Annotated in this window: 18 protein-coding genes and 1 tRNA gene; 4 read left to right on the forward strand and 15 right to left on the reverse strand. The window is 74.3% G+C overall.

What is annotated here, in order from left to right:
- Positions 1 to 9: 9 nt before the first annotated feature.
- Entirely contained in the window at positions 10 to 693 is a 684-nt protein-coding gene (locus tag ACFV1L_RS26885; RefSeq protein ID WP_380370320.1) for a TetR family transcriptional regulator, read from the forward strand.
- A 56-nt stretch (positions 694 to 749) separates the two neighbouring features.
- A complete protein-coding gene (locus ACFV1L_RS26890; RefSeq protein WP_380370322.1) occupies positions 750 to 1,601 on the forward strand; it encodes a DMT family transporter in 852 nt (283 codons plus the stop codon).
- A 7-nt stretch (positions 1,602 to 1,608) separates the two neighbouring features.
- Here the strand turns inward: ACFV1L_RS26890 and ACFV1L_RS26895 are convergent, their stop codons facing one another.
- Positions 1,609 to 2,415, reverse strand: coding sequence for a methyltransferase domain-containing protein (locus ACFV1L_RS26895; protein ID WP_380370325.1), 807 nt, complete (start codon positions 2,413 to 2,415; stop codon positions 1,609 to 1,611).
- 117 nt (positions 2,416 to 2,532) lie between these two features.
- Between ACFV1L_RS26895 and ACFV1L_RS26900 the strand changes: the two genes are divergently transcribed.
- Positions 2,533 to 3,027, forward strand: coding sequence for a MarR family winged helix-turn-helix transcriptional regulator (locus ACFV1L_RS26900; protein ID WP_380370327.1), 495 nt, complete (start codon positions 2,533 to 2,535; stop codon positions 3,025 to 3,027).
- 35 nt (positions 3,028 to 3,062) lie between these two features.
- Here the strand turns inward: ACFV1L_RS26900 and ACFV1L_RS26905 are convergent, their stop codons facing one another.
- From ACFV1L_RS26905 to ACFV1L_RS26925, 5 genes are all read right to left on the reverse strand, one after another.
- On the reverse strand, positions 3,063 to 4,598 hold the full coding sequence (locus ACFV1L_RS26905; protein WP_380370329.1) for a polysaccharide biosynthesis protein: 1,536 nt from the start codon (positions 4,596 to 4,598) through the stop codon (positions 3,063 to 3,065).
- Positions 4,599 to 4,656: 58 nt separating this feature from the next.
- A complete protein-coding gene (locus ACFV1L_RS26910; RefSeq protein ID WP_380370331.1) occupies positions 4,657 to 5,547 on the reverse strand; it encodes a LuxR C-terminal-related transcriptional regulator in 891 nt (296 codons plus the stop codon).
- Positions 5,548 to 5,689: 142 nt separating this feature from the next.
- Complete coding sequence (galE, locus tag ACFV1L_RS26915; RefSeq protein ID WP_380370333.1) at positions 5,690 to 6,649, reverse strand: UDP-glucose 4-epimerase GalE; 960 nt, start codon at positions 6,647 to 6,649, stop codon at positions 5,690 to 5,692.
- Between the two features lie 188 nt (positions 6,650 to 6,837).
- Positions 6,838 to 7,497, reverse strand: a complete 660-nt coding sequence (locus ACFV1L_RS26920; RefSeq protein ID WP_380370335.1) for a LuxR C-terminal-related transcriptional regulator — start codon at positions 7,495 to 7,497, stop codon at positions 6,838 to 6,840.
- 158 nt (positions 7,498 to 7,655) lie between these two features.
- Positions 7,656 to 7,728: transfer RNA gene (locus ACFV1L_RS26925), tRNA-Thr, on the reverse strand.
- A 182-nt stretch (positions 7,729 to 7,910) separates the two neighbouring features.
- Between ACFV1L_RS26925 and ACFV1L_RS26930 the strand changes: the two genes are divergently transcribed.
- Positions 7,911 to 9,818, forward strand: a complete 1,908-nt coding sequence (locus tag ACFV1L_RS26930) for an FUSC family protein (RefSeq protein WP_380370337.1) — start codon at positions 7,911 to 7,913, stop codon at positions 9,816 to 9,818.
- 7 nt (positions 9,819 to 9,825) lie between these two features.
- Here ACFV1L_RS26930 and ACFV1L_RS26935 read toward each other — a convergent pair whose 3' ends face one another.
- The 9 genes from ACFV1L_RS26935 to rsmI form a co-directional block, all read right to left on the reverse strand.
- A complete protein-coding gene (locus ACFV1L_RS26935; RefSeq protein ID WP_380370339.1) occupies positions 9,826 to 11,637 on the reverse strand; it encodes an ABC-F family ATP-binding cassette domain-containing protein in 1,812 nt (603 codons plus the stop codon).
- A gap of 101 nt (positions 11,638 to 11,738) precedes the next feature.
- Complete coding sequence (locus ACFV1L_RS26940; protein WP_380370341.1) at positions 11,739 to 12,725, reverse strand: aldo/keto reductase; 987 nt, start codon at positions 12,723 to 12,725, stop codon at positions 11,739 to 11,741.
- A 77-nt stretch (positions 12,726 to 12,802) separates the two neighbouring features.
- The gene (locus ACFV1L_RS26945) at positions 12,803 to 13,729 is read right to left on the reverse strand and encodes a 4-(cytidine 5'-diphospho)-2-C-methyl-D-erythritol kinase (RefSeq protein WP_380370342.1); all 927 of its coding nucleotides are present in this window, start codon (positions 13,727 to 13,729) and stop codon (positions 12,803 to 12,805) included.
- A 2-nt stretch (positions 13,730 to 13,731) separates the two neighbouring features.
- Positions 13,732 to 14,619: a 16S rRNA (adenine(1518)-N(6)/adenine(1519)-N(6))-dimethyltransferase RsmA gene (gene rsmA, locus ACFV1L_RS26950; RefSeq protein WP_380370345.1), complete on the reverse strand. Its 888-nt coding sequence runs from the start codon at positions 14,617 to 14,619 to the stop codon at positions 13,732 to 13,734.
- Positions 14,620 to 14,635: 16 nt separating this feature from the next.
- Positions 14,636 to 14,761 (reverse strand): hypothetical protein, encoded by a 126-nt coding sequence (locus ACFV1L_RS26955; RefSeq protein WP_380370347.1) that lies wholly within the window; start codon positions 14,759 to 14,761, stop codon positions 14,636 to 14,638.
- Positions 14,762 to 14,933: 172 nt separating this feature from the next.
- Positions 14,934 to 15,815 carry a TatD family hydrolase gene (locus ACFV1L_RS26960; RefSeq protein WP_380370349.1) on the reverse strand — a complete coding sequence of 294 codons (882 nt, stop codon included), beginning with the start codon at positions 15,813 to 15,815 and terminating at the stop codon, positions 14,934 to 14,936.
- Positions 15,815 to 17,422, reverse strand: a complete 1,608-nt coding sequence (gene metG / locus ACFV1L_RS26965) for a methionine--tRNA ligase (protein ID WP_380370352.1) — start codon at positions 17,420 to 17,422, stop codon at positions 15,815 to 15,817. Before metG ends, ACFV1L_RS26960 begins: the two co-directional genes overlap by 1 nt.
- Positions 17,423 to 17,500: 78 nt before the next feature.
- Positions 17,501 to 17,917, reverse strand: a complete 417-nt coding sequence (locus ACFV1L_RS26970) for a hypothetical protein (protein WP_380370353.1) — start codon at positions 17,915 to 17,917, stop codon at positions 17,501 to 17,503.
- A gap of 186 nt (positions 17,918 to 18,103) precedes the next feature.
- Positions 18,104 to 18,949: a 16S rRNA (cytidine(1402)-2'-O)-methyltransferase gene (rsmI, locus tag ACFV1L_RS26975; RefSeq protein WP_380370355.1), complete on the reverse strand. Its 846-nt coding sequence runs from the start codon at positions 18,947 to 18,949 to the stop codon at positions 18,104 to 18,106.
- Positions 18,950 to 19,028: the final 79 nt, after the last annotated feature.

Consider the following 19,028-nt stretch of genomic DNA (forward strand, 5'->3'; position numbering starts at 1 on the left):
GATGGAGGGGTGAACGGGACCAACGGAGACAGCGCCGGCCATCAGCAGCCTTCGCGGCGCGGCGGGGGCAAGACGAGTGGCCGGGTGCGGATGACCGGCAAGCAGCGGCGCGAGCAGCTGCTGGAGATCGGCCGGTCGGTCTTCGCCGAACGCGGCTACGACGGCACCTCGGTGGAGGAGATCGCCGAACGCGCCGGGGTCTCCAAGCCGGTCGTCTACGAGCACTTCGGCGGCAAGGAGGGCCTGTACGCGGTGGTGGTCGACCGCGAGATGCAGCTCCTGCTGGACATGGTCACCGGCGCGCTGACCGGCGGGCACTCCCGGGAGCTGCTGGAGCAGGCCGCGTTCGCGTTGATGGACTACATCGACACCTCCACCGACGGCTTCAAGATCCTGGTCCGGGACTCGCCGGTGGCCCAGTCCACCGGCTCGTTCGCCTCGCTGATCAGCGACATCGCCACCCAGGTCGAGGACATCCTCGGCCTGGAGTTCAAGTCCCGGGGCTTCGACGCCAGGCTGGCGCCGATGTACTCGCAGATGCTGGTCGGCATGGTGGCGCTGACCGGCCAGTGGTGGCTGGAAGTGCGCAAGCCCGCCAAGGCGGAGGTCGCCGCCCACCTGGTCAACCTCGCCTGGCACGGGCTGGAGGGCCTGGAGCGGCACCCGACCCTGGTCGGCGACCGCAAGAACTGACCGGCCGGCCCCCGCCACCGGGGCCGCCGGCCCGACACGCACGACAGGGGAACCCGTTGGCGGTCTTCCTGCTGGCCCTCGGCGCAGCCTGCTGCCTCGGACTCGGCTTCGTCCTGCAGCAGCACGCCGCCCAGCGCGCCCCCAGCGGCGACCTGCTGCGCTGGCGGCTGCTGCTCGACCTGATGCGGATGCCCGACTGGCTGCTCGGCATCGGCTTCATGATCGCGGGTCAGGTGCTGTCCGCGCTGGCGCTCAGCCGGGGCGAGGTCACCCTGGTGGAGCCGCTGCTGGCCACCAACCTGGTCTGGGCGATGCTGCTGGCCCGCCGGATCACCGGCACCCGGCTGGGCCGCTCCGGCTGGATCGGCGTCGCGATGATCGCCCTCGGCGTCACCGCGTTCATCGCCGCCGGGCAGCCGCAGGGCGGCGGCCCCGGCGCCGGGCCGCTGCGGCACTGGCTCGTCCTCGGCACCGTCTCCGGCCTCGCCCTGCTGCTGGTCTCGGTGGCCCGCCACCTCCCGCTGTTCGAGGAGGCCACCCTGCTGGCGCTGGCCGCCGGCCTGCTCTACGGCCTGCAGGACGCCCTGACCCGCGCCACCTTCGACCGGATCGACGAGGACGGCGTCTCCGCCGCGTTCGTCTCCTGGCAGCCGTACACGGTGCTCGCCATCGGCGTGGTCGGACTGCTGCTGGTGCAGTCCGCGTTCGAGGCCGCGCCGCTGCGGATGTCGCTGCCGGCGCTCACCGCCGCCCAGCCGCTGGCCGGCATCGCCTGCGCGGTCGGCTTCCTCGGCGACCGGGTCAGGATCACCCCCGGCGCGCTGGCCTGGCAGGCCGCCGGGCTGGCCGCGATCGTGTTCGGCGTGGTGGTGCTGGGCCGCCACCCCGCGCTGCCGGGCCCGAAGTGACGGGCCGTCACCTCGGGCGGCGGTCCTTGACGGCCACCGCGAAGACCCGGCGGAACGGGAACACCGTGCCGTGCTCCGTCGCCGGGTACGCCTCGCGCAGCAGCGCCGCGTAGTCCGCCAGGAACTCCCGCCGCTCGACCGGGTCGGGCAGCCGCTCCAGCACCGGCCGCAGCGCGGTGCCCTTGACCCACTCCAGCACCGGGTCCGCGCCCCGCAGGACCGTCAGGTACGTGGTCTCCCAGACGTCCGCGGTGCAGCCGGCGGCCATCAGCGCCTCCAGGTACCGGGCCGGGGCGTGGCAGGAGGCGTCGGGGCGGACGGTGCCCAGCCGCTCGCGCCAGCGGGCGCCGTGCCGCAGTTCGGCGAGCAGGGTGTGGCTGGGCGCGGCGAAGTTGCCGGGCAGCTGGAAGGCGATCACCCCGCCGGGGCGCAGTGCCGCCGCCCAGCGCGGCAGCAGGGCGAGGTGGTCGGCGGTCGGGGTGTCCATCCAGTGCAGGGCGGCGTTGGAGGCGATCAGGTCGGGCCGCTCGGGCGCCGGGTCGTAGGCGGTGACGTCCTGCAGGCGGTACTCGGCGGTGGGCTCGCCGGTGGTGCGGGCGGTCTCCAGCAGGGCGGGCGAGGTGTCCAGGCCGAGCAGGCGGGCCTCCGGCCAGCGGCGGCGGAGCACGGCGGTGGAGTTGCCGGGGCCGCAGCCGAGGTCCAGCACGGTGGGCCGGGGCGGGAGTTCGGGGACCCGGGCGAGGAGTTCGTTCAGCGGCCGGATGCGCTCCTCGGCGTAGCGCAGGTACTGGCGGGCGTCCCAGTCGGTGGACACGGCGGACCTCCTGAAGTATCTCGACATCAAGATATCTTTCGGAGGCCGAGCGTTCCTTTGTTATCTCTTGATGTCAAGAGACTTCACATCGACACAACCCCCGATACACTGATCGTCATGGAGGACGAGGTCGACCGCCTGGTCGCAGCATGGCGCCGAGAGCGCCCCGACCTCGACGTGGAACCCCTTGAGGTCCTCAGTCGGGTGAGCCGCCTCGCCCGCCACCTGGACCGCGCCCGCCGCATCGCCTTCGCCGAGCACGGCCTCGAACCCTGGGAGTTCGACGTCCTCACCGCCCTGCGCCGGGCGGGCGACCCCTACCAGCTCTCCCCCGGCCAGCTCCTCACCCAGACCCTGGTCACCTCCGGCACCATGACCAACCGGATCGACCGGCTCACCACCAAGGGCCTGGTCGTCCGCCTCCCCGACCCCGACGACCGCCGCGGCGTCCTGGTCCGCCTCACCGACGCCGGCCGCGACAAGGCCGACCAGGCCCTGGCCGGCCTGCTCGCCCACGAACGCGAGATCCTCGCTCGGCTGGCACCCACGCAGCGCGGCGAACTCGCCTCGCTGCTGCGCCAGTTGGTCATCCCCTTCGACCGCGCGGGTTGACCACGGGGCCCCCACGGGCCCCGGGTTTCGTACCCCTAGAAGCCGTCCGGGTAGGGCGTGGCGAGCGCCGGGGGCCTGTCCGGGGCGCTCTTGTAGCCGGGGAGCAGCGCCGCCAGGCAGTCGCGGACGACCGGATCCGCGTTGGTCGTCGCCGCCGTGTACAGCGAGGTGAGGCCGCCGGCCAGGTCGTCGACGCCCGTCGCGCTCTCCGCGGCCGTCGCGTAGATCCGCGGGTGGGCCGTGGGCAGCCGCTCCTCGGCGTCGGAGAACAACGCCTCGTTGAGCTTCTCCCCGGCCCGCAGCCCGGTGTACCTGATCTCGACCTCGTCCGCGTCCAGCTGGACCTGTTCGGCGAAGTTGTGGACCAGGTCCACGATCCGCACCGGCTCGCCCATGTCGAGGACGAACACCTCGCCGCCCTCGGCCATCCGCCCGGCCTCCAGCACCAGCCCGACGGCCTCCTCGATCGTCATGAAGAAGCGGGTGACGTCGGGGTGAGTGACCGTCACCGGCCCTCCGCTGCGCAGCTGTTCCGCCAGGACGGAGAGCAGCGACCCCCGCGAACCGAGGACGTTGCCGAAGCGGACGGCGGCGAAGACGCCGGTGCCGAGGTTGCGGGCGTCCCGCGCGTTCGCCTGGACGATCAGCTCGGCGAGGCGCTTGCTCGCGCCGAGGACGGAGGTCGGGTCCGCGGCCTTGTCGGTGGAGATCAGGACGAAGCGTTCGACGCCGGTGGCGAGCGCGGCCTCGACCAGGTGGTCGGTGCCGAGGACGTTGGACTTGACGGCCTCGCTGGGGTGGCGTTCCAGCAGCGGCAGGTGCTTGTGCGCGGCGGCGTGGAAGACCACTTCGGGGCGCAGGTCGCGGAAGATCTGCTGGATCCGGGGGCGGTCCCGGATGTCGGCGATGACCAGGGACTCGTCGGTGAGCAGCGCCTCGCCCCAGATGTCGAGCTGGAGGCGGTGCAGGTTGGACTCGTCGTGGTCGAGCATGTAGAGCGCGGCCGGCCCGAACGCCTGGACCTGGCGGCACAGTTCGCTGCCGATGGAGCCGCCCGCGCCGGTCACCAGGACCCGGCGGCCCTCGATCACGGTGCGGACGTCGGGCGAGACGACGTGCACCTCGTGCCGGCCGATCAGCCGGTTGACGTCCAGGGTGCGCAGGTCCGAGCCGACGACCTCGCGGCGCAGCGCGGACAGGAAGGACGGCAGGTAGCGGACGGCCGCGCCGGCGGCGGCCGCGGCGGTGGCGAGTTCCCGGACCCGCTGGTGCGGCAGGCCGGGGATGGCGAGGACCACCACCTGGGCGCGGTGCGCGAGGGCGAGCGCGGTGAGCTCGGCGAGCGGGCCGAGGACGGGGCTGCCGGAGACGTCCCGGCCGGCCTTGGCGGGGTCGTCGTCGAGCACCCCGACGGGCGTGAGCCCGAACTCCGGGGTCCGGTCCAGGTCGCGGACCAGGGCCGTGCCGGCCGCGCCGGCCCCGACGACCAGGGTGCGCAGCCCGGACGAGCCGGGCCGCTGCTCGGGGATGCGGGCTGCCTGCGGGCGTGCGGAAGTGCGGTTCGGCGACATCTGACCTCCGGTCTCGCTGACTCACGGAGTGGACACCTGCTGGGGAGGGCGGGCTCGTTCAGCCCGCGCCGGGGCCTGTGGACGAGGCGACGGTCGGCGGAGGGACGGGGGCGGGCACGGCGAGCGGCCCGGGTGGTTCCGAGGGGGTGATCCCGGCCCGGCGGGCGACCGCGACCGCCGCGAGGGTGGAGTGCACCCCCAGCTTGCCGAGCACGTTCTGCATGTGGGTGCGGACGGTGTGCGGGGACAGGAACAGCCGCTCGGCCACCGCCTGTCTGCCCAGGCCGGCGACCATGCAGCGGAGCACCTCCTCCTCGCGGGGGGTGAGCGCGGCGACCAGGCGTTCGCTCTCCGACCGGTCCCGCCGGGCGGAGGTGAGTTCGCGGACCACGCCGGTCAGCAGCGTGGGCGGCAGGTGGGTCTCGTCGCGCAGCACACCGCGCACCACGGCCATCAGCGCGCCCAGCGAACTCTCCCGGGCCACCCAGCCGTTGGCGCCGGCCTGCAGGGCGCGGACGGCCCGCTGCGGGTCGTCGGCGGCGGCCAGCACCACGGCGCGCAGCGTCGGGTGGGTCCGGCAGGCCCGGCCGACCAGGGCGATGCCGTCGCCCGGCGGCCGGGCCCCGTCGGCGGGCGGCCCGGCTCCCGGCCCGGCGGCGTGGGGCGGCGCCGACCGGCCGAGCGCGGGCCGCGGTGCGGCGGGAGCGGCGGCGTGGCGCGGCTGCGGGACGCCGCCGCGGGCCGGCGGCGGGACGGCGGGGAGGTCGGCGTCGACCAGCAGCACGTCGTAGGGGCGGCGTTCGGCCGCCGCCCGGTCGAGGGCGCGTTCGGCCGCGGCGGCGCTGCCGGCCGCCCCGACGTCCACGTCGGGCTCGGCGGCGAGCGCCGTGGCGAGCGCCTCGGCGAAAATGCGGTGGCCGTCGACCACCAGGACGCGAATCCGCCCCATCGTCCTGCCCCCCTGCTCGTGGCCCGACCCCCACCGGTGCCTCACTCAGCGTACGGGCGGCCGCCCGCACGGCGTGGGGATTTGGTGAAGTTCCTGTACGCAGGGACTTCGGGGGTCGGAGTCGGGCCCGGAGTCGGGCACGTCAGGCGCGGTGGGCGAGGGTGAACTCCCAGGCGTCGGCCACGATCCGATCGAGCTCGGGGTGCTTGGGCGTCCAGCCGAGGGCCTCCCGGGCGCGGTCGGCGGCGGCCACCAGCACGGCCGGGTCGCCGGGGCGGCGGTCGGCCAGCTGCACCGGGATCTCCCGGCCGGTGACCCGCTTGACCGATTCGATCACCTCGCGCACCGAGAAGCCGGTGCCGTTGCCGAGGTTGCAGATCAGGTGCTCGCCGGGCTTGGCCGCGTCCAGCGCCAGCAGGTGCGCCTCGGCCAGGTCGGCGATGTGGATGTAGTCGCGGATGCAGGTGCCGTCCGGCGTCGGGTAGTCCTCGCCGAACACCGCGATGTGCGGGCGCTGCCCCAGCGCCGCCTGGAACACCAGCGGGATCAGGTGCGACTCCGGCTCGTGCCGCTCGCCGTAACGGCCGTACGCCCCGGCCACGTTGAAGTACCGCAGGCTGACCGCGGCCAGGCCGTGGGCGATCGCCTCGGAGGTGATCAGGTGGTCCACGGCCAGCTTGGTGGCGCCGTAGGCGTTGGTCGGCGAGGTGCGCGCGGTCTCCTTGATCGGCACCTCCTCCGGCTCGCCGTACACCGCCGCGGTGGAGGAGAACACCAGCCTGCGGACGCCCGCCTTGCGCATCGCCGACACCAGTTCGAGCGAACCGGCGACGTTGTTGCGCCAGTACTTCTCCGGGTCCGCGACCGACTCGCCGACCTGCGAGGACGCCGCGAAGTGCAGCACCCCGTCGTAGGACGCGTCGAGCACGTCGGCGGCGTCCTGGATCCGGCTGCGGACGAACTCGGCGCCGTCCGGCACGCCCTCCGCGAAGCCCGTCGACAGGTCGTCCAGCACCGTCACCTGGTGGCCCGCCTCCAGCAGGTGCGCCGCCACCACGCTGCCCACGTAGCCGGCTCCGCCCGTGACCAGGTACTTGCTCATGCCCTAGACCTCCGCAACACTCGGGTGTTCCTCGCTCCGGAGCATAGGCCACCCGCGTCGGCGCCCCGGCCGGGCCGACCGCCCCCGGCCACGCCCCGAACCGGCCGCCCCGGCGCCGGCACCCGGCTCGTCCACCCGCACCGCCGGCCTCCCGCCCGCCCGCGCCGAGCCGCGAACCGCCTTTCCGTTCACGCGAGTTGGTCGAGCAGCCCGGTCCGGGCGGCCAGCGCGGCGGCCTCCAGCCGGGACCGGGCGCCGAGCTTGGTCAGCACCCGCTGGACGTGCGTGCGGGCCGTGGACGGGGCGATCCGCATCGCCGCGGCGATCGCGGCGGTGTCCTCGCCGTCGGCGATCCGCGACAGCACCTGCACCTCGCGGCGGGTCAGCAGGCGCAGCAGCCGCACCGCCTCGTCGTCGGGCTCCGCCACCGGCCACAGCAGGTGCTCGAACGCGGCGCGCAGCACGTCCACCGCCACCGCGGCCTCCCCGGCCCGGACCCGGGCGATCGCCCGGTCCACCACGTCGATCCGCTCGTCGCTGCGCACGTAGCCCGCCGCCCCGGCGGCGAACGCGGCGGCGACCCGGCCGGGCGCGCCCAGCGGGCCCAGCACCACCACGGCGATCTCCGGCCGTTCGCGGCGCAGCCGGCGCAGCACGTCGAACGGGTCGTCCGGCCCGGCGGCGGTGCCGAGCAGGCAGACCTCGGGCCGGCGCCCGGCCACCAGGTCCAGCACGGCGCCGCACGGCGATCCCACGCCCAGCACCCGGTGCCCGCGCTGCTGCAGGGCGGTGCCCAGCGCCTCGGCCATCAGTCGGTGGTCGTCCGCCACCACGAGCCGTGCGCTCATCCCGCCCCCTCCCCCGGTCCGGCCGACAGACGCACCATCACAGCGCATTCGTGCGCGGGCCGCCAGGGTACGTACCGGGCCCGGCCGGGATTGGCGGAGAGTCGGCGGCCCCGGGGAACGCCGAAGGCCCCGCCGAGTGGCGGGGCCTTCGTCTGCTGAGCCCCCATGCGGAATCGAACCGCAGACCTTCTCCTTACCATGGAGACGCTCTACCGACTGAGCTATAGGGGCTTGTTGCTCCGGGGTTCCTCGCGGTTCCCCTTGCGACGAGGAAGACATTACATGGTCGGCGGACCCCATGGGAAATCGGTCGTGCCCAGGTCCGAGGGCTAGACTGCCCGAGAAGACCCGATCTGCCGTGCAATGTCGCCCAGCAGCCACGAACCTCTCGTGCAGCAAAGGCGCGTGATCCCGTGTCAGCCCCCGACCGCAGTCGTGCTTCCGGTGCCCGGTCCGCCTGGTGGGCCCTGGCCCTGCGGCCGGCCCGCCCCCCGGTGCCGTGGCGGCAGACCGTGCGGGCGGCGCTGGGGATGGCCGTTCCGCTGCTGGCCGGGCTGCTGTTCGGACGGCTGGACCTGGGGGTGTTCGCCGCGCTCGGGGCGATGCACGCCACCATGAACGACCGGGTGGAGCCGCTGCGGCTGCGCGCCCCGCGGATCGCGCTGGCGCTGACCGCGTCCACCACCGGCATGCTGATCGGCGCCGAACTGCAGTACCGGGGCGCGGGCGGCCCGGAGATCGGCCTGGCGCTCACCCTGGTCGGCTTCGTCGGCGGCGCGCTCTCCGCGACCGGCCCGCGCGGCTCGGCGGCCGGGATGCTGCTGCTGGTGTCGGCCTCGCTGGGCGGCGGCATGGCGCTGCCGAACCCGTGGTGGGCGGCGCCCGCGATGATGCCGTGCGGCGCGGCCCTGGTGCTGCTGCTCGGCGTGCGCTACCGCACCGACGTCCGGACCGACCCGCGCACCGTCGCCCTCGCCGACGTCTACCGGGCGCTCGGCGGCATGCTCGCCGCGCTCGGCACCCCGGACGGAGCGGCGGCCCGCCGGGTGCTGACCGGCCGCCTCAACCAGATGCAGGACCTGCTGCCGCCGTCCCGCCCCGGCCGGCCCGAGTCCGAGCGGCTGCGGTGGCTGCGCCGCTCCTACGAGGCCGCGCTCGGCACCACCGAGGCCGCCGCCGGGCTGCTCTGGGCGTGGCGCCCGGTGCCGCCCGAGGTCGCCGCCCTGCCCGCCGCGCTGGCCCGGCAGATCACCGGCGGCCCCGCGCCGGACTACCCGGACTGGCAGCCGGACACCCCGTCCCGGACGGCGTTCGACACCGCGCTGCGGGCCGCCGCCGACACCGTCGCGGGCCGCTGGGCGCCGCTGGACACCGCCGCACCGCCGCCGCCCGACCCGTGGCGGCTGCGGGCCCGGCTGCTGTCGCGCGGCTCGGTGCGCTACGGCCTGCGGGTGGCGCTGTCCGTGGCGGTCGCCGAGGCGGCGGTCAACGGGCTGACGCTGAGCCGCAGTTACTGGGTCCCGATGACGGTCGCGTTCGTGCTGAAGCCGGACCTCGGCTCGGTGTTCCAGCGGGCCGTCAGCCGGGCGCTGGGCACCGTCCTCGGCATCGTCGTCACCGCCGTCCTGCTGGCCCTGACCACGAACGAGTGGGCGCTGAGCGTGGCGGTCTCGCTGTGCGTGGCGCTGCTGCCGTACTCGACGGCCGCGCACTACGGGCTGAACACCGCCGTGATGACGCCGGTCGCGCTGATCCTGGTGCAGCTCGGCGGGGAGAGCGGCGCCGCCGAGTTCTGGCCGCGGGTGCTGGACACCACGCTGGCCAGCGCCATCGTGCTGGTCTTCGGCTACCTGCTGTGGCCCGAGCGCCCGCCGCACCGGATCGAGCCCGGCGTCGTCACCGCCGCCACCACCGTCCGCGCCTACCTGGCCTCGGTGGTCCGCGCCGAACCCGTCGCCGAGGTCTGGCTGCGCCGCACCGCGTACCGGGCGCTCGCCGACGCCCGCCGGCAGGTCGACCTCGGCCTCGCCGAACCGCCGCCCGCCGACCGGCTCGCCGAGCAGTGGCTGCCCGCCACCGCGGCCCTGGAGCGCCTGTCCGGCGCGGTCGCCGCCTACGCCGCCCAGCTCCGCTACGGCGGCCGGGACCCCGAACCCGAGGTCATCGAGCGCGTCCTCGACTCCCTGGACCGGCTCACCGCCGCCGCCCGCGCCCACCGCCCGCCGTCCGGCCGTGCGGCCCGTCCCACCGGCCCGCACGACCCGACCCGCAGCGCACTGGCGCGCGCCGCCGACGAACTCGACCAACTGCTGGCCGACTGAGCCCCCGTCAGACCTGCTCGGCCAGTTCCAGCCAGGCCGTCTCCAGCTCCTCCTTGTCCTCGCGGACCTTGCGCAGTTGCGCGTCCAGCTCGGCGACCTTGGAGAAGTCGGCGGCGTGCTCGGCCAGTTGGGCGTGCAGCGTGGACTCCTGCTGGTCCAGCTTGGCGATCTGGCGCTCCAGCTTCTGCATCTCCTTCTTCGCGGCCCGCAGGTCGCCGCCGGAGAGGCCGGACGGCTCGGCCGCCGCCGGGACCTGGGCGGCCGCCGCGGCGGCGGCCGCCTCGGCCATCGCGGTGCGGCGCTCCAGGTACTCGTCGACGCCGTTCGGCAGCATCCGCATCCGGCGGTCGCCGAGCAGCGCGTACGCGGTGTCGGTGGTCCGCTCGATGAAGAACCGGTCGTGGCTGATGACGATCATCGAGCCGGGCCAGCCGTCGAGCAGGTCCTCCAGCTGGTTGAGGGTCTCGATGTCGAGGTCGTTGGTCGGCTCGTCCAGGAACAGCACGTTCGGCTCGTCCATCAGCAGCCGCAGCAGCTGCAGGCGGCGGCGCTCGCCGCCGGAGAGGTCGCCGACCGGCGTCCACTGCTTGTCCTTGCCGAAGCCGAACTGCTCGCACAGCTGCCCGGCGCTCATCTCCCGGCCCTTGCCGAGGTCCACCCGGCCGCGGACCTGCTCGACCGCCTGCAGCACCCGGGTCTCCGGGTCCAGCTCGGCGACCTCCTGCGACAGGTAGGCCAGCCGCACCGTCTTGCCGACCTTGATCACGCCGCCGGCCGGCTGCACGTCCCCGTCGGTCGCGTACGCGGCCTGCATCGCCCGCAGCAGCGAGGTCTTGCCGGCGCCGTTCACGCCCAGCAGGCCGATCCGGTCACCCGGGCCGAGCTGCCAGGTCAGCCGCTCCAGCAGCAGCTTCTCGCCGGCCTTGACGGTCACGTCCTCCAGGTCGAAGACGGTCCGGCCCAGGCGGGCGTTGGCGAACTTCATCAGCTCGCTCTTGTCGCGCGGCTCCGGCACGTCCGCGATCAGCGCGTTCGCCGCCTCGATCCGGTACCGCGGCTTCGAGGTGCGGGCGGGGGCGCCGCGACGCAGCCAGGCCAGCTCCTTGCGGGCCAGGTTCTGCCGCTTCTGCTCCTCCGTCGCCTCGATCCGGGAGCGCTCGGCGCGGGCGAACACGTAGTCCGAGTAGCCGCCCTCGTACTCCCGGACCTCGCCGCGCTGCACGTCCCACATCCGGGTGCAGACCTGGTCCAGGAACCACCGGTCGTGGGTGACGCAGACCAGCGCGGAGCGGCGCCCCTGCAGGTGCTTCGCCAGCCAGGCGATGCCCTCCACGTCGAGGTGGTTGGTGGGCTCGTCCAGCACGATCAGGTCCCACTCGCCGAGCAGCAGCTTCGCCAGCGCGATGCGCCGCCGCTCACCGCCCGACAGCGGCCCGATCACGGTGTCCAGGCCGTTCGCGAACCCCGGCAGGTCGAGGCCGCCGAACAGGCCCTGGATGATGTCCCGGATCCGGGCGTCGCCCAGCCACTCGTGGTCGGCGCGGTCCGCGATCACCTCGTGCCGGATCGTCGCCTCCGGGTCCAGCGAGTCGTGCTGCGTCAGCACCGCCAGCTGGAGACCGCCCGACCAGGTGATCCGCCCGCTGTCCGGCTCCTCCAGCTTCGCCAGCATCCGGATCAGCGTCGTCTTGCCGTCCCCGTTCCGGCCCACCACACCGATCCGGTCCCCCTCGCTGACGCCGAGGCTCACCCCGTCCAGCAGGGCCCTGGTGCCGTACACCTTGGTGACGGACTCGATGGTGGCGAGGTTGACGGCCACGAAGCTGCACTCCTGTGAGGAAGGGGGTGGAACAGTCCCAGCCTAGTGCTGCCGGGGGACCACCCCGGGGCGCGGGAGGGAGCCCCACGCGCCCCCGGTGGTCAGCGGGCAGCGTCGAGGACCGCCCGCTGTTCCTCCGTCAGCTCCAGGTCCAGCGCCGCCAGGCTCTCGTCGAGCTGGGCCACCGAGGACGCCCCCACCAGCGGGATCACCGGCAGTTCCCCGCCGAGCAGCCAGGCCAGCACGACCTGGTTGCGGGTCGCGCCGGTCTCCTTCGCCACCCTGTCGAGCGCGGCCAGCCGGGCCGGGGTGCCCGCGTGGTCGAAGGACGGCCCGAGCGGCTTGTCGGCCCGGACGTAGCCGCCGCCGAGCAGCGGCGAGTACGCCACCAGCGTCAGCTCGGGGCTCTCCTTCAGGTACGCGATCAGGTCGCCCTGGACGGCGGCCTGGTCGCCGTCCTCGGACAGCAGGCCGGGCAGGTCGCCGCGGCGGCGCAGGTAGGTGTGCCCGTACTGGAGCACCTCGTAGCCGGGCAGCCCGGCCTGCGCGGCGAGGTTGCGGGCCCGCTCCACCCGCCAGGACCAGTGGTTGGAGACGCCGAGCAGTCCGACCGTCCCCTCCTCGACGAGTGCGCCGAAGGCGTGCACCGTCTCGGCCGGCGGAACCTTTGTGTCCTCGACGTGCGCGTACAGCAGGTCGAGCTTCTCCACGCCGAGGCGCTTGCGGCTGGCCTCGGACGAGGCCCGGATCACCGCGGCGGACAGTCCCTCGCCGTTCTCGACGAACCCGGTGCCGGGCGCCTTCGGGCGGGCGCCGAGCTTGGTGGCGATGACCACCTCGTCCGTGATGCCGCGGCTGGCCCGCCAGCGGCCGAGCACCTCCTCGCTCGCGCCGCCCTGGCTGCCGTCCTGCCAGTACGCGTAGTTGTTGGAGGTGTCGATGAACGTGCCGCCGGCCGCCACGTAGCGGTCCAGCACGGCGAAGGAGGTCGCCTCGTCGGTGAGCGTGCCGAACAGCATCGCGCCGAGGCTGAGCACACTGACCTCGCGGCGGGTGCGCGGATCGGTTCCGATGGTGCGCTTGCGCATCCGGGTTCCCCTCGTTGTCCGCGGCCCGCCCGGTGCGGGCCACGGAGAGGAGTCTGGAACCCGGAGCGCGCTCCAGGTCAAGCAGAGGTCTGAACCACCTGCGCGCCGGGCACCGGGCCGTGGGTGGCGTGGGCGGTGCGGCAGGTGCCGGAGGCCCGGAGGGCGGCGGCGATGTGGGCGGCGGCGTCGGCGTCCTTGGCCAGGAAGGCGCAGGTCGGCCCGGAGCCGGAGACCAGGGCGGCGAGGGCGCCCGCCTCGGTGCCGGCGTGCAGGGTGTCGGCCAGGGAGGGGCGCAGCGAGACGGCGGCGGCCTGCAGGTCGTTGCTGAGGGCGGCGGCCAGCGCGACGGGGTCGCCGTCGGCGAGCGCGGCGAGCAGCGCGGGGTCGGCGTCGGGGGTGGGGACGTCCTGGATGGTGGCGCCGCTGCCGGATTCCTCGCGGAGCCGGTCGCACTCGCGGAACACCGCCGGGGTGGACAGCCCCCCGTCGGCGACCGCGAACACCCAGTGGAACGTCCCGGTGACGGGCAGCGCCTCCAGGATCTCGCCGCGCCCGCGGCCGAGTGCGACGCCGCCGAGCAGCGCGAACGGGACGTCGGAGCCGAGTTCGGCGGCCAGTTCCAGCAGGGTGCCGAGCGGGGTGTCCAGGCCCCACAGCGTGTCGCAGGCGACCAGGGCGGCGGCGCCGTCCGCGCTGCCGCCGGCCATGCCGCCGGCCACCGGGATGGCCTTGGCGATGTGCAGGTGGACGCCGGGGTCGGGCAGGCCGTGGTGGGCGGCGAGCAGGCGGGCGGCCCGGGCGGCCAGGTTGCTGTCGTCGAGCGGGACGGCGTCCGCGTCGGGGCCGGTGCAGGTCAGCGTGACGCCGTCGCCGGGGGTGGCGGTGACCTCGTCGCCGAGGGCGACGGCGAAGAACACGTTCGCCAGGTCGTGGTAGCCGTCGGGGCGGACCCCGCCGACGCCGAGCTGGACGTTGACCTTGGCGGGTACGCGGACCGTGACCATCTCTACTGTTCCTCGGACTTCGGCTTCGGCTTGTGCTCGGCGATCGCGGCGAACTGCTCCACCGTCAGCATCTCGCCGCGCAGCGTGTGGTCGATGCCGGCGCCCCGCAGGGCCTCCTCGGCGGCGGCGGGCGAGCCGGCCCAGGACGCGAGCGCGGCCCGCAGGGTCTTGCGGCGCTGCGCGAACGCGGCGTCGACGACGGCGAACACCTCGCGGCGGGTGGCGGTGGTGGACGGCGGGTCGCGGCGGATCAGCGAGACCAGTCCGGAGTCGACGTTGGGCGCGGGCCAGAAGACGTTCCGCCCGATCGCGCCGGCCCGCTTCACGTCCGCGTACCAGTTGGCCTTGACGGACGGCACGCCGTACACCTTGTTGCCGGGCTTGGCGGCGAGCCGGTCGGCGACCTCGCTCTGCACCATGACCAGCGTGCGCTCGATGCTGGGGAAGGTCTCCAGCATGTGCAGCAGCACCGGAACGGCGACGTTGTACGGCAGGTTCGCCACCAGCGCGGTCGGCTCGGGGCCGGGCAGTTCGGTGACGTCCATGGCGTCGCTGAGCACCAGGTCGAAGTTGCCGGCCCTGCCGGGCATCCGGCCCTTGACGGTGTCCGGCAGGTGCCGCGCCAGCAGGGGGTCGATCTCCACCGCCGTGACGTGGCGCGCCACCTCCAGCAGCGCCAGCGTCAGCGATCCGAGCCCCGGCCCGACCTCGACCACCGCGTCCTGCTCCGTCACCTCCGCCGCCCGCACGATCCGTCGCACGGTGTTGCCGTCGATGACGAAGTTCTGCCCGCGCTGCTTGGTCGGCTTCACGCCGAACGCCTCGGCCAGCGCACGGATGTCGGCAGCCCCCAGCAGGTGGCCGTCGGAGGTGGGTTCGGTGGTGCTCACCCGCCAAGGATACGGGTCACAGCTCGACCAACTGCTTGAGATCGGTCTCGACCGGGAACGGCAGGTCGGTGCGCAGCGGTCCGCCGTGCACCGCGTGCGGGAGACGGGCGGCCCGCTCATCGTCGAGCCGGAACGCGTGCACGACGGGGAAGCCGGTCTCGCCCCGCTCGACGCGCCGGTGGGACGGACCGCGCTTCTCCGCGTGGAGGCCGGGCGTGATGAACCGGTCGGCCGCCCGCGAACCGAGGGGAGCCGTCCTCGACCGCCGGGGCCACCGACTCGATCGGGCGAGCGGACGCCGCAGCAGGATGCGGTCAGTAGCCGAACGCGCGTGCCGTGTTGGCGGCGATCGCCGTCGCCAGCTCGTCCTCCTCCAGGGCCAGGTGGGCGGCCATGGCGCGCAGGGTGACGGGGATCAGGTAGGGGGCGTTGGGGCGGCCGCGGTAGGGGTGGGGGGTGAGGAAGGGGGCGTCGGTCTCGATCAGGACGCGGTCGAGGGGGGTGGCGGTGAGGGCTTCGCGGAGGGCGTGGTTGGCCTTGTAGGTGACGGGGCCGGCGAAGGAGAGGTACCAGCCGTGTTCGGCGCAGGTCTTCGCCATGGCGGCGTCGCCGGAGTAGCAGTGGAAGACGGTGCGCTCGGGGGCGCCCTCTTCGAGGAGGACGGCGATGACGTCCTCGTGGGCGTCGCGGTCGTGGATGACGAGGGCCTTGCCGTGGCGCTTGGCGATCTCGATGTGGCGGCGGAAGGACTCCTTCTGCAGGTCGACGCCTTCCGGGCCGGTGCGGAAGTAGTCGAGCCCGGTCTCGCCGACGGCGAGCACCTGCGGGAGGGCGGCGAGGCGGTCGATCTCGGCCAGGGCCTCGTCGAGCGCGGTCTGCCCGCCGGGGGCGCGCCGCTGCCCGGACCACCCGTCGGGGTCGCCGAGGAAGATCCGCGGGGCCTCGTTGGGGTGCAGGGCGACGGCGGCGTGCACCTGCGCGTACTCGGCGGCGAGGTTCGCGGCCCACTGCGAGCCGGGGACGTCGCAGCCGACCTGGACGACGGTGGTGACGCCCACGGACGCGGCGCGGGCCAGCCCTTCGGCGGGGGTGCCGGACTGCAGGTCGAGGTGGGTGTGCGAGTCGGCGACCGGGACGGCGAGCGGCTCGGGGAGCGGCGGCGGGGTGGAGCGGTCGTCGTTCTTCTTGGCGGCCATCAGGAGGCGTTCTTCTCTTCGAGGCGGGGGAACAGGACGTCGCCCTTGGTGACGGTGGCGCCGGCGGGCAGGCGTCCCCAGTCGGCGACGGTGGCGAGGCGCTGGTCGGCGAGCGCGCCGAGGGCGGGTTCGGCGCCGAGGGAGTCCCAGAGCGCGGCGGCGGCGGTGGGCATGACGGGGTTGAGCAGCACGGCGGTGGCCCGCAGCGCTTCGGCGGCGGTGTACAGGACGGTGGCGAGCCGGGCCCGGCTCTCCTCGGTGCCGGCCTTGGCGGTCTTCCAGGGTTCCTGTTCGGTCAGGTAGCCGTTGACCAGTCTGACGAAATCGAAGATCGCGGCGAGGCCGCCGGCGAAGTCGAGTTCCTCGCCGATCCTGCGGTCGGCCTCGGCGGCGGCCCGGACCAGCCCGTCGGCGACGGCCTGCTCGGCGGGGCCGTGGGCGGTCGCGGTGGGCAGCGTCCCGCCGTGGTACTTGCCGATCATCGCGGCGACCCGGGAGGCCAGGTTGCCGAGGCCGTTGGCGAGTTCGGAGGTGTAGCGGGCGGTGAAGTCCTCCCAGGAGAACGAGCCGTCGGTGCCGTACGGGATGGCCCGCAGGAAGTAGTACCGGTAGGCGTCGACGCCGAAGTGCGAGGTGAGGTCGGTGGGCGCGATGCCGGTCAGGTTGGACTTGGACATCTTCTCGCCGCCGACCATCAGCCAGCCGTTGGCGACGACCCGGCGCGGCAGCGGGAGCCCGGCGGCCATCAGCACGGCGGGCCAGATGACGGCGTGGAAGCGCAGGATGTCCTTGCCGACCAGGTGCACGGAGGCGGGCCAGAGCCGGGCGAACCGCTCGGGGTCGGAGCCGTGGCCGGCGGCGGTGATGTAGTTCTGCAGGGCGTCGACCCACACGTACAGGACGTGCTTGTCGTCCCAGGGCAGCGGGACGCCCCAGTCGAAGGTGGAGCGGGAGATCGACAGGTCCTTGAGGTCCTGTTCGACGAAGCGCAGCACCTCGTTGCGGGCGGCGGCGGGCTGGATGAAGTCCGGGTTCGCGGCGTAGAACTCCAGCAGCTTCGGCCCGTAGGCGGAGAGCCGGAAGAAGTAGTTCTCCTCCTCCAGCCACTCGACGGGGCGCTTGTGGATCGGGCAGAGCTTCTCGTCCTCGGTGGCGCCGGGGAGCAGTTCGCCGGGGAGCTTGTACTCCTCGCAGCCCACGCAGTAGGGGCCGGTGTAGCTGCCGCGGTAGATCTCGCCCTTGTCGTACAGGTCCTGGACGAACTCCTGGACGCGTTCGGTGTGGCGGGCCTCGGTGGTGCGGATGAAGTCGTCGTTGGCGATCCGCAGGTGCTTCCAGAGCGGCTTCCAGGCCTCTTCGACCAGCTTGTCGCACCATTCCTGCGGGGTGACGCCGTGTGCCTCGGCGGTGCGCAGGATCTTCTGGCCGTGCTCGTCGGTGCCGGTGAGGTACCAGACGTCCTCGCCGCGCTGGCGGTGCCAGCGGGTCAGCACGTCGCCCGCGACGGTGGTGTACGCGTGGCCGAGGTGGGGCCGGTCGTTCACGTAGTAGATCGGGGTGGTGACGTAGTACGCGCCGGTACGGGGGTGCTCTGCCAAGGCCGCCATAGCGGGGAATCCTAGTCGGAGCGCGCGGCCGCCCCGGGCCGCCGCAGCGGTCCGGGGCCGGTCGGGCGCCGGGGCCGGTCAGCCGGCCCGGCGGAGGCGGAACGGCCAGCGGCCGCGCCGTTCGGCGTCGGCGACGGGCCGGACGGGGTCGGCCGGTTCGGCGGTGGGCGCGTAGCCGGGGGCGATGTTGGCGGCCACGCCGGCCACCCGCCCGGCCCGCATGATCCGGACCCGTTCGCCGCCGCAGCCGGGGCAGACCAGCTCCCGCAGCGGGGACGGGACCCGGACCCCGTTCGCCTTGTACTCGACCACGGTGCGGCCGTCGCGGCCGGTGTGGTGCTCGATGTCGTACGCCTGCTCCCAGCCGTAGCCGCAGTTGAGGCAGACGAAGGAGTAGGCCTCGCGGACCGTCTCCACGGGGATCCGCGCCCGGGTGGTCAGGCCGAGGCCGGTGGGTGCTCCGCCGTTCAGGGGGCTGTCGATCGTGTCGCTCATGCGCCACCTCGCTTCGCTCGGAGCCCGTCGCCGGACCTGGCGGCCCGGTGCGGGTCTTTCCATCCCAGGGAATGCCCGGGAGGGTCCGTCCGATGCCCGGCTTGCCAAGTCTTGGTTCCGAATTGGCCCTCCGCTGGGGTGCTCATTCCAACGTACGACCGAATCCGGCCACGGGCACGCATCGGGTCAGCCGGCGTGCTTGGCGGCCACCACGGCGTCGAAGACGACCGACTTGCGCAGGCCCAGTTCGGCGGCGACCGCGGCGATCGCCTCCTTGCGGCGCTCGCCGGCCTCCTCGCGGGCGGCGACCCGCCGGGCCAGTTCGGCGGGGCCGACCTCCTCGGGGGCGGCGGGCGGGGCGCCGGCCACCACGACGGTGATCTCGCCCTTGACGCCGTCGGCGGCCCAGGCGGCGAGGTCGGCGAGCGGGCCGCGCCTGACCTCCTCGTAGGTCTTGGTGAGTTCGCGGCAGACCGCGGCGGGCCGGTCGGCGCCGAACGCGTCGGCCATCGCGGCGAGGGTCTCGGCGATCCGGTGCGGGGCCTCGAAGAAGACCATGGTGCGCGGCTCGGCGGCGATCTGGGCGAGCTGCCGGGAGCGGTCGCCGGCCTTGCGGGGCAGGAAGCCCTCGAAGGTGAACCGGTCGACCGGCAGCGCGGACAGCGCCAGCGCGGTGAGGACGGCGGACGGGCCGGGCACCGCGGTCACCTTGAGTCCGGCGGCGACCGCGGCGTCCACCAGCCGGTAGCCGGGGTCGGAGACCGAGGGCATGCCGGCGTCGGTGACCAGCAGCACCCGGGCGCCGCCCTGGAGCGCGGCGACCAGTTCGGGGGTGCGGGCGACCTCGTTGCCCTCGAAGTAGGACACCACGCGGCCGGTCGGGACCACGCCGAGCGCCTGGGTCAGCCGGCGCAGCCGCCGGGTGTCCTCGGCCGCGATCACGTCCGCCTCGGCGAGTTCGGCGCGCAGTCGGGGCGGCGCGTCCTCGACGTCGCCGATGGGGGTACCTGCCAGTACGAGAACACCAGTCACGGCACCATCCTCCCCTACCGGCGGGGGTCCTCACCGGGACGGACGCGACACGGTGCGGCGCGGGCGGTGCGGGGACCCC

This window comes from Kitasatospora sp. NPDC059646 (genome assembly GCF_042734615.1).
Lineage (GTDB): Bacteria > Actinomycetota > Actinomycetes > Streptomycetales > Streptomycetaceae > Kitasatospora.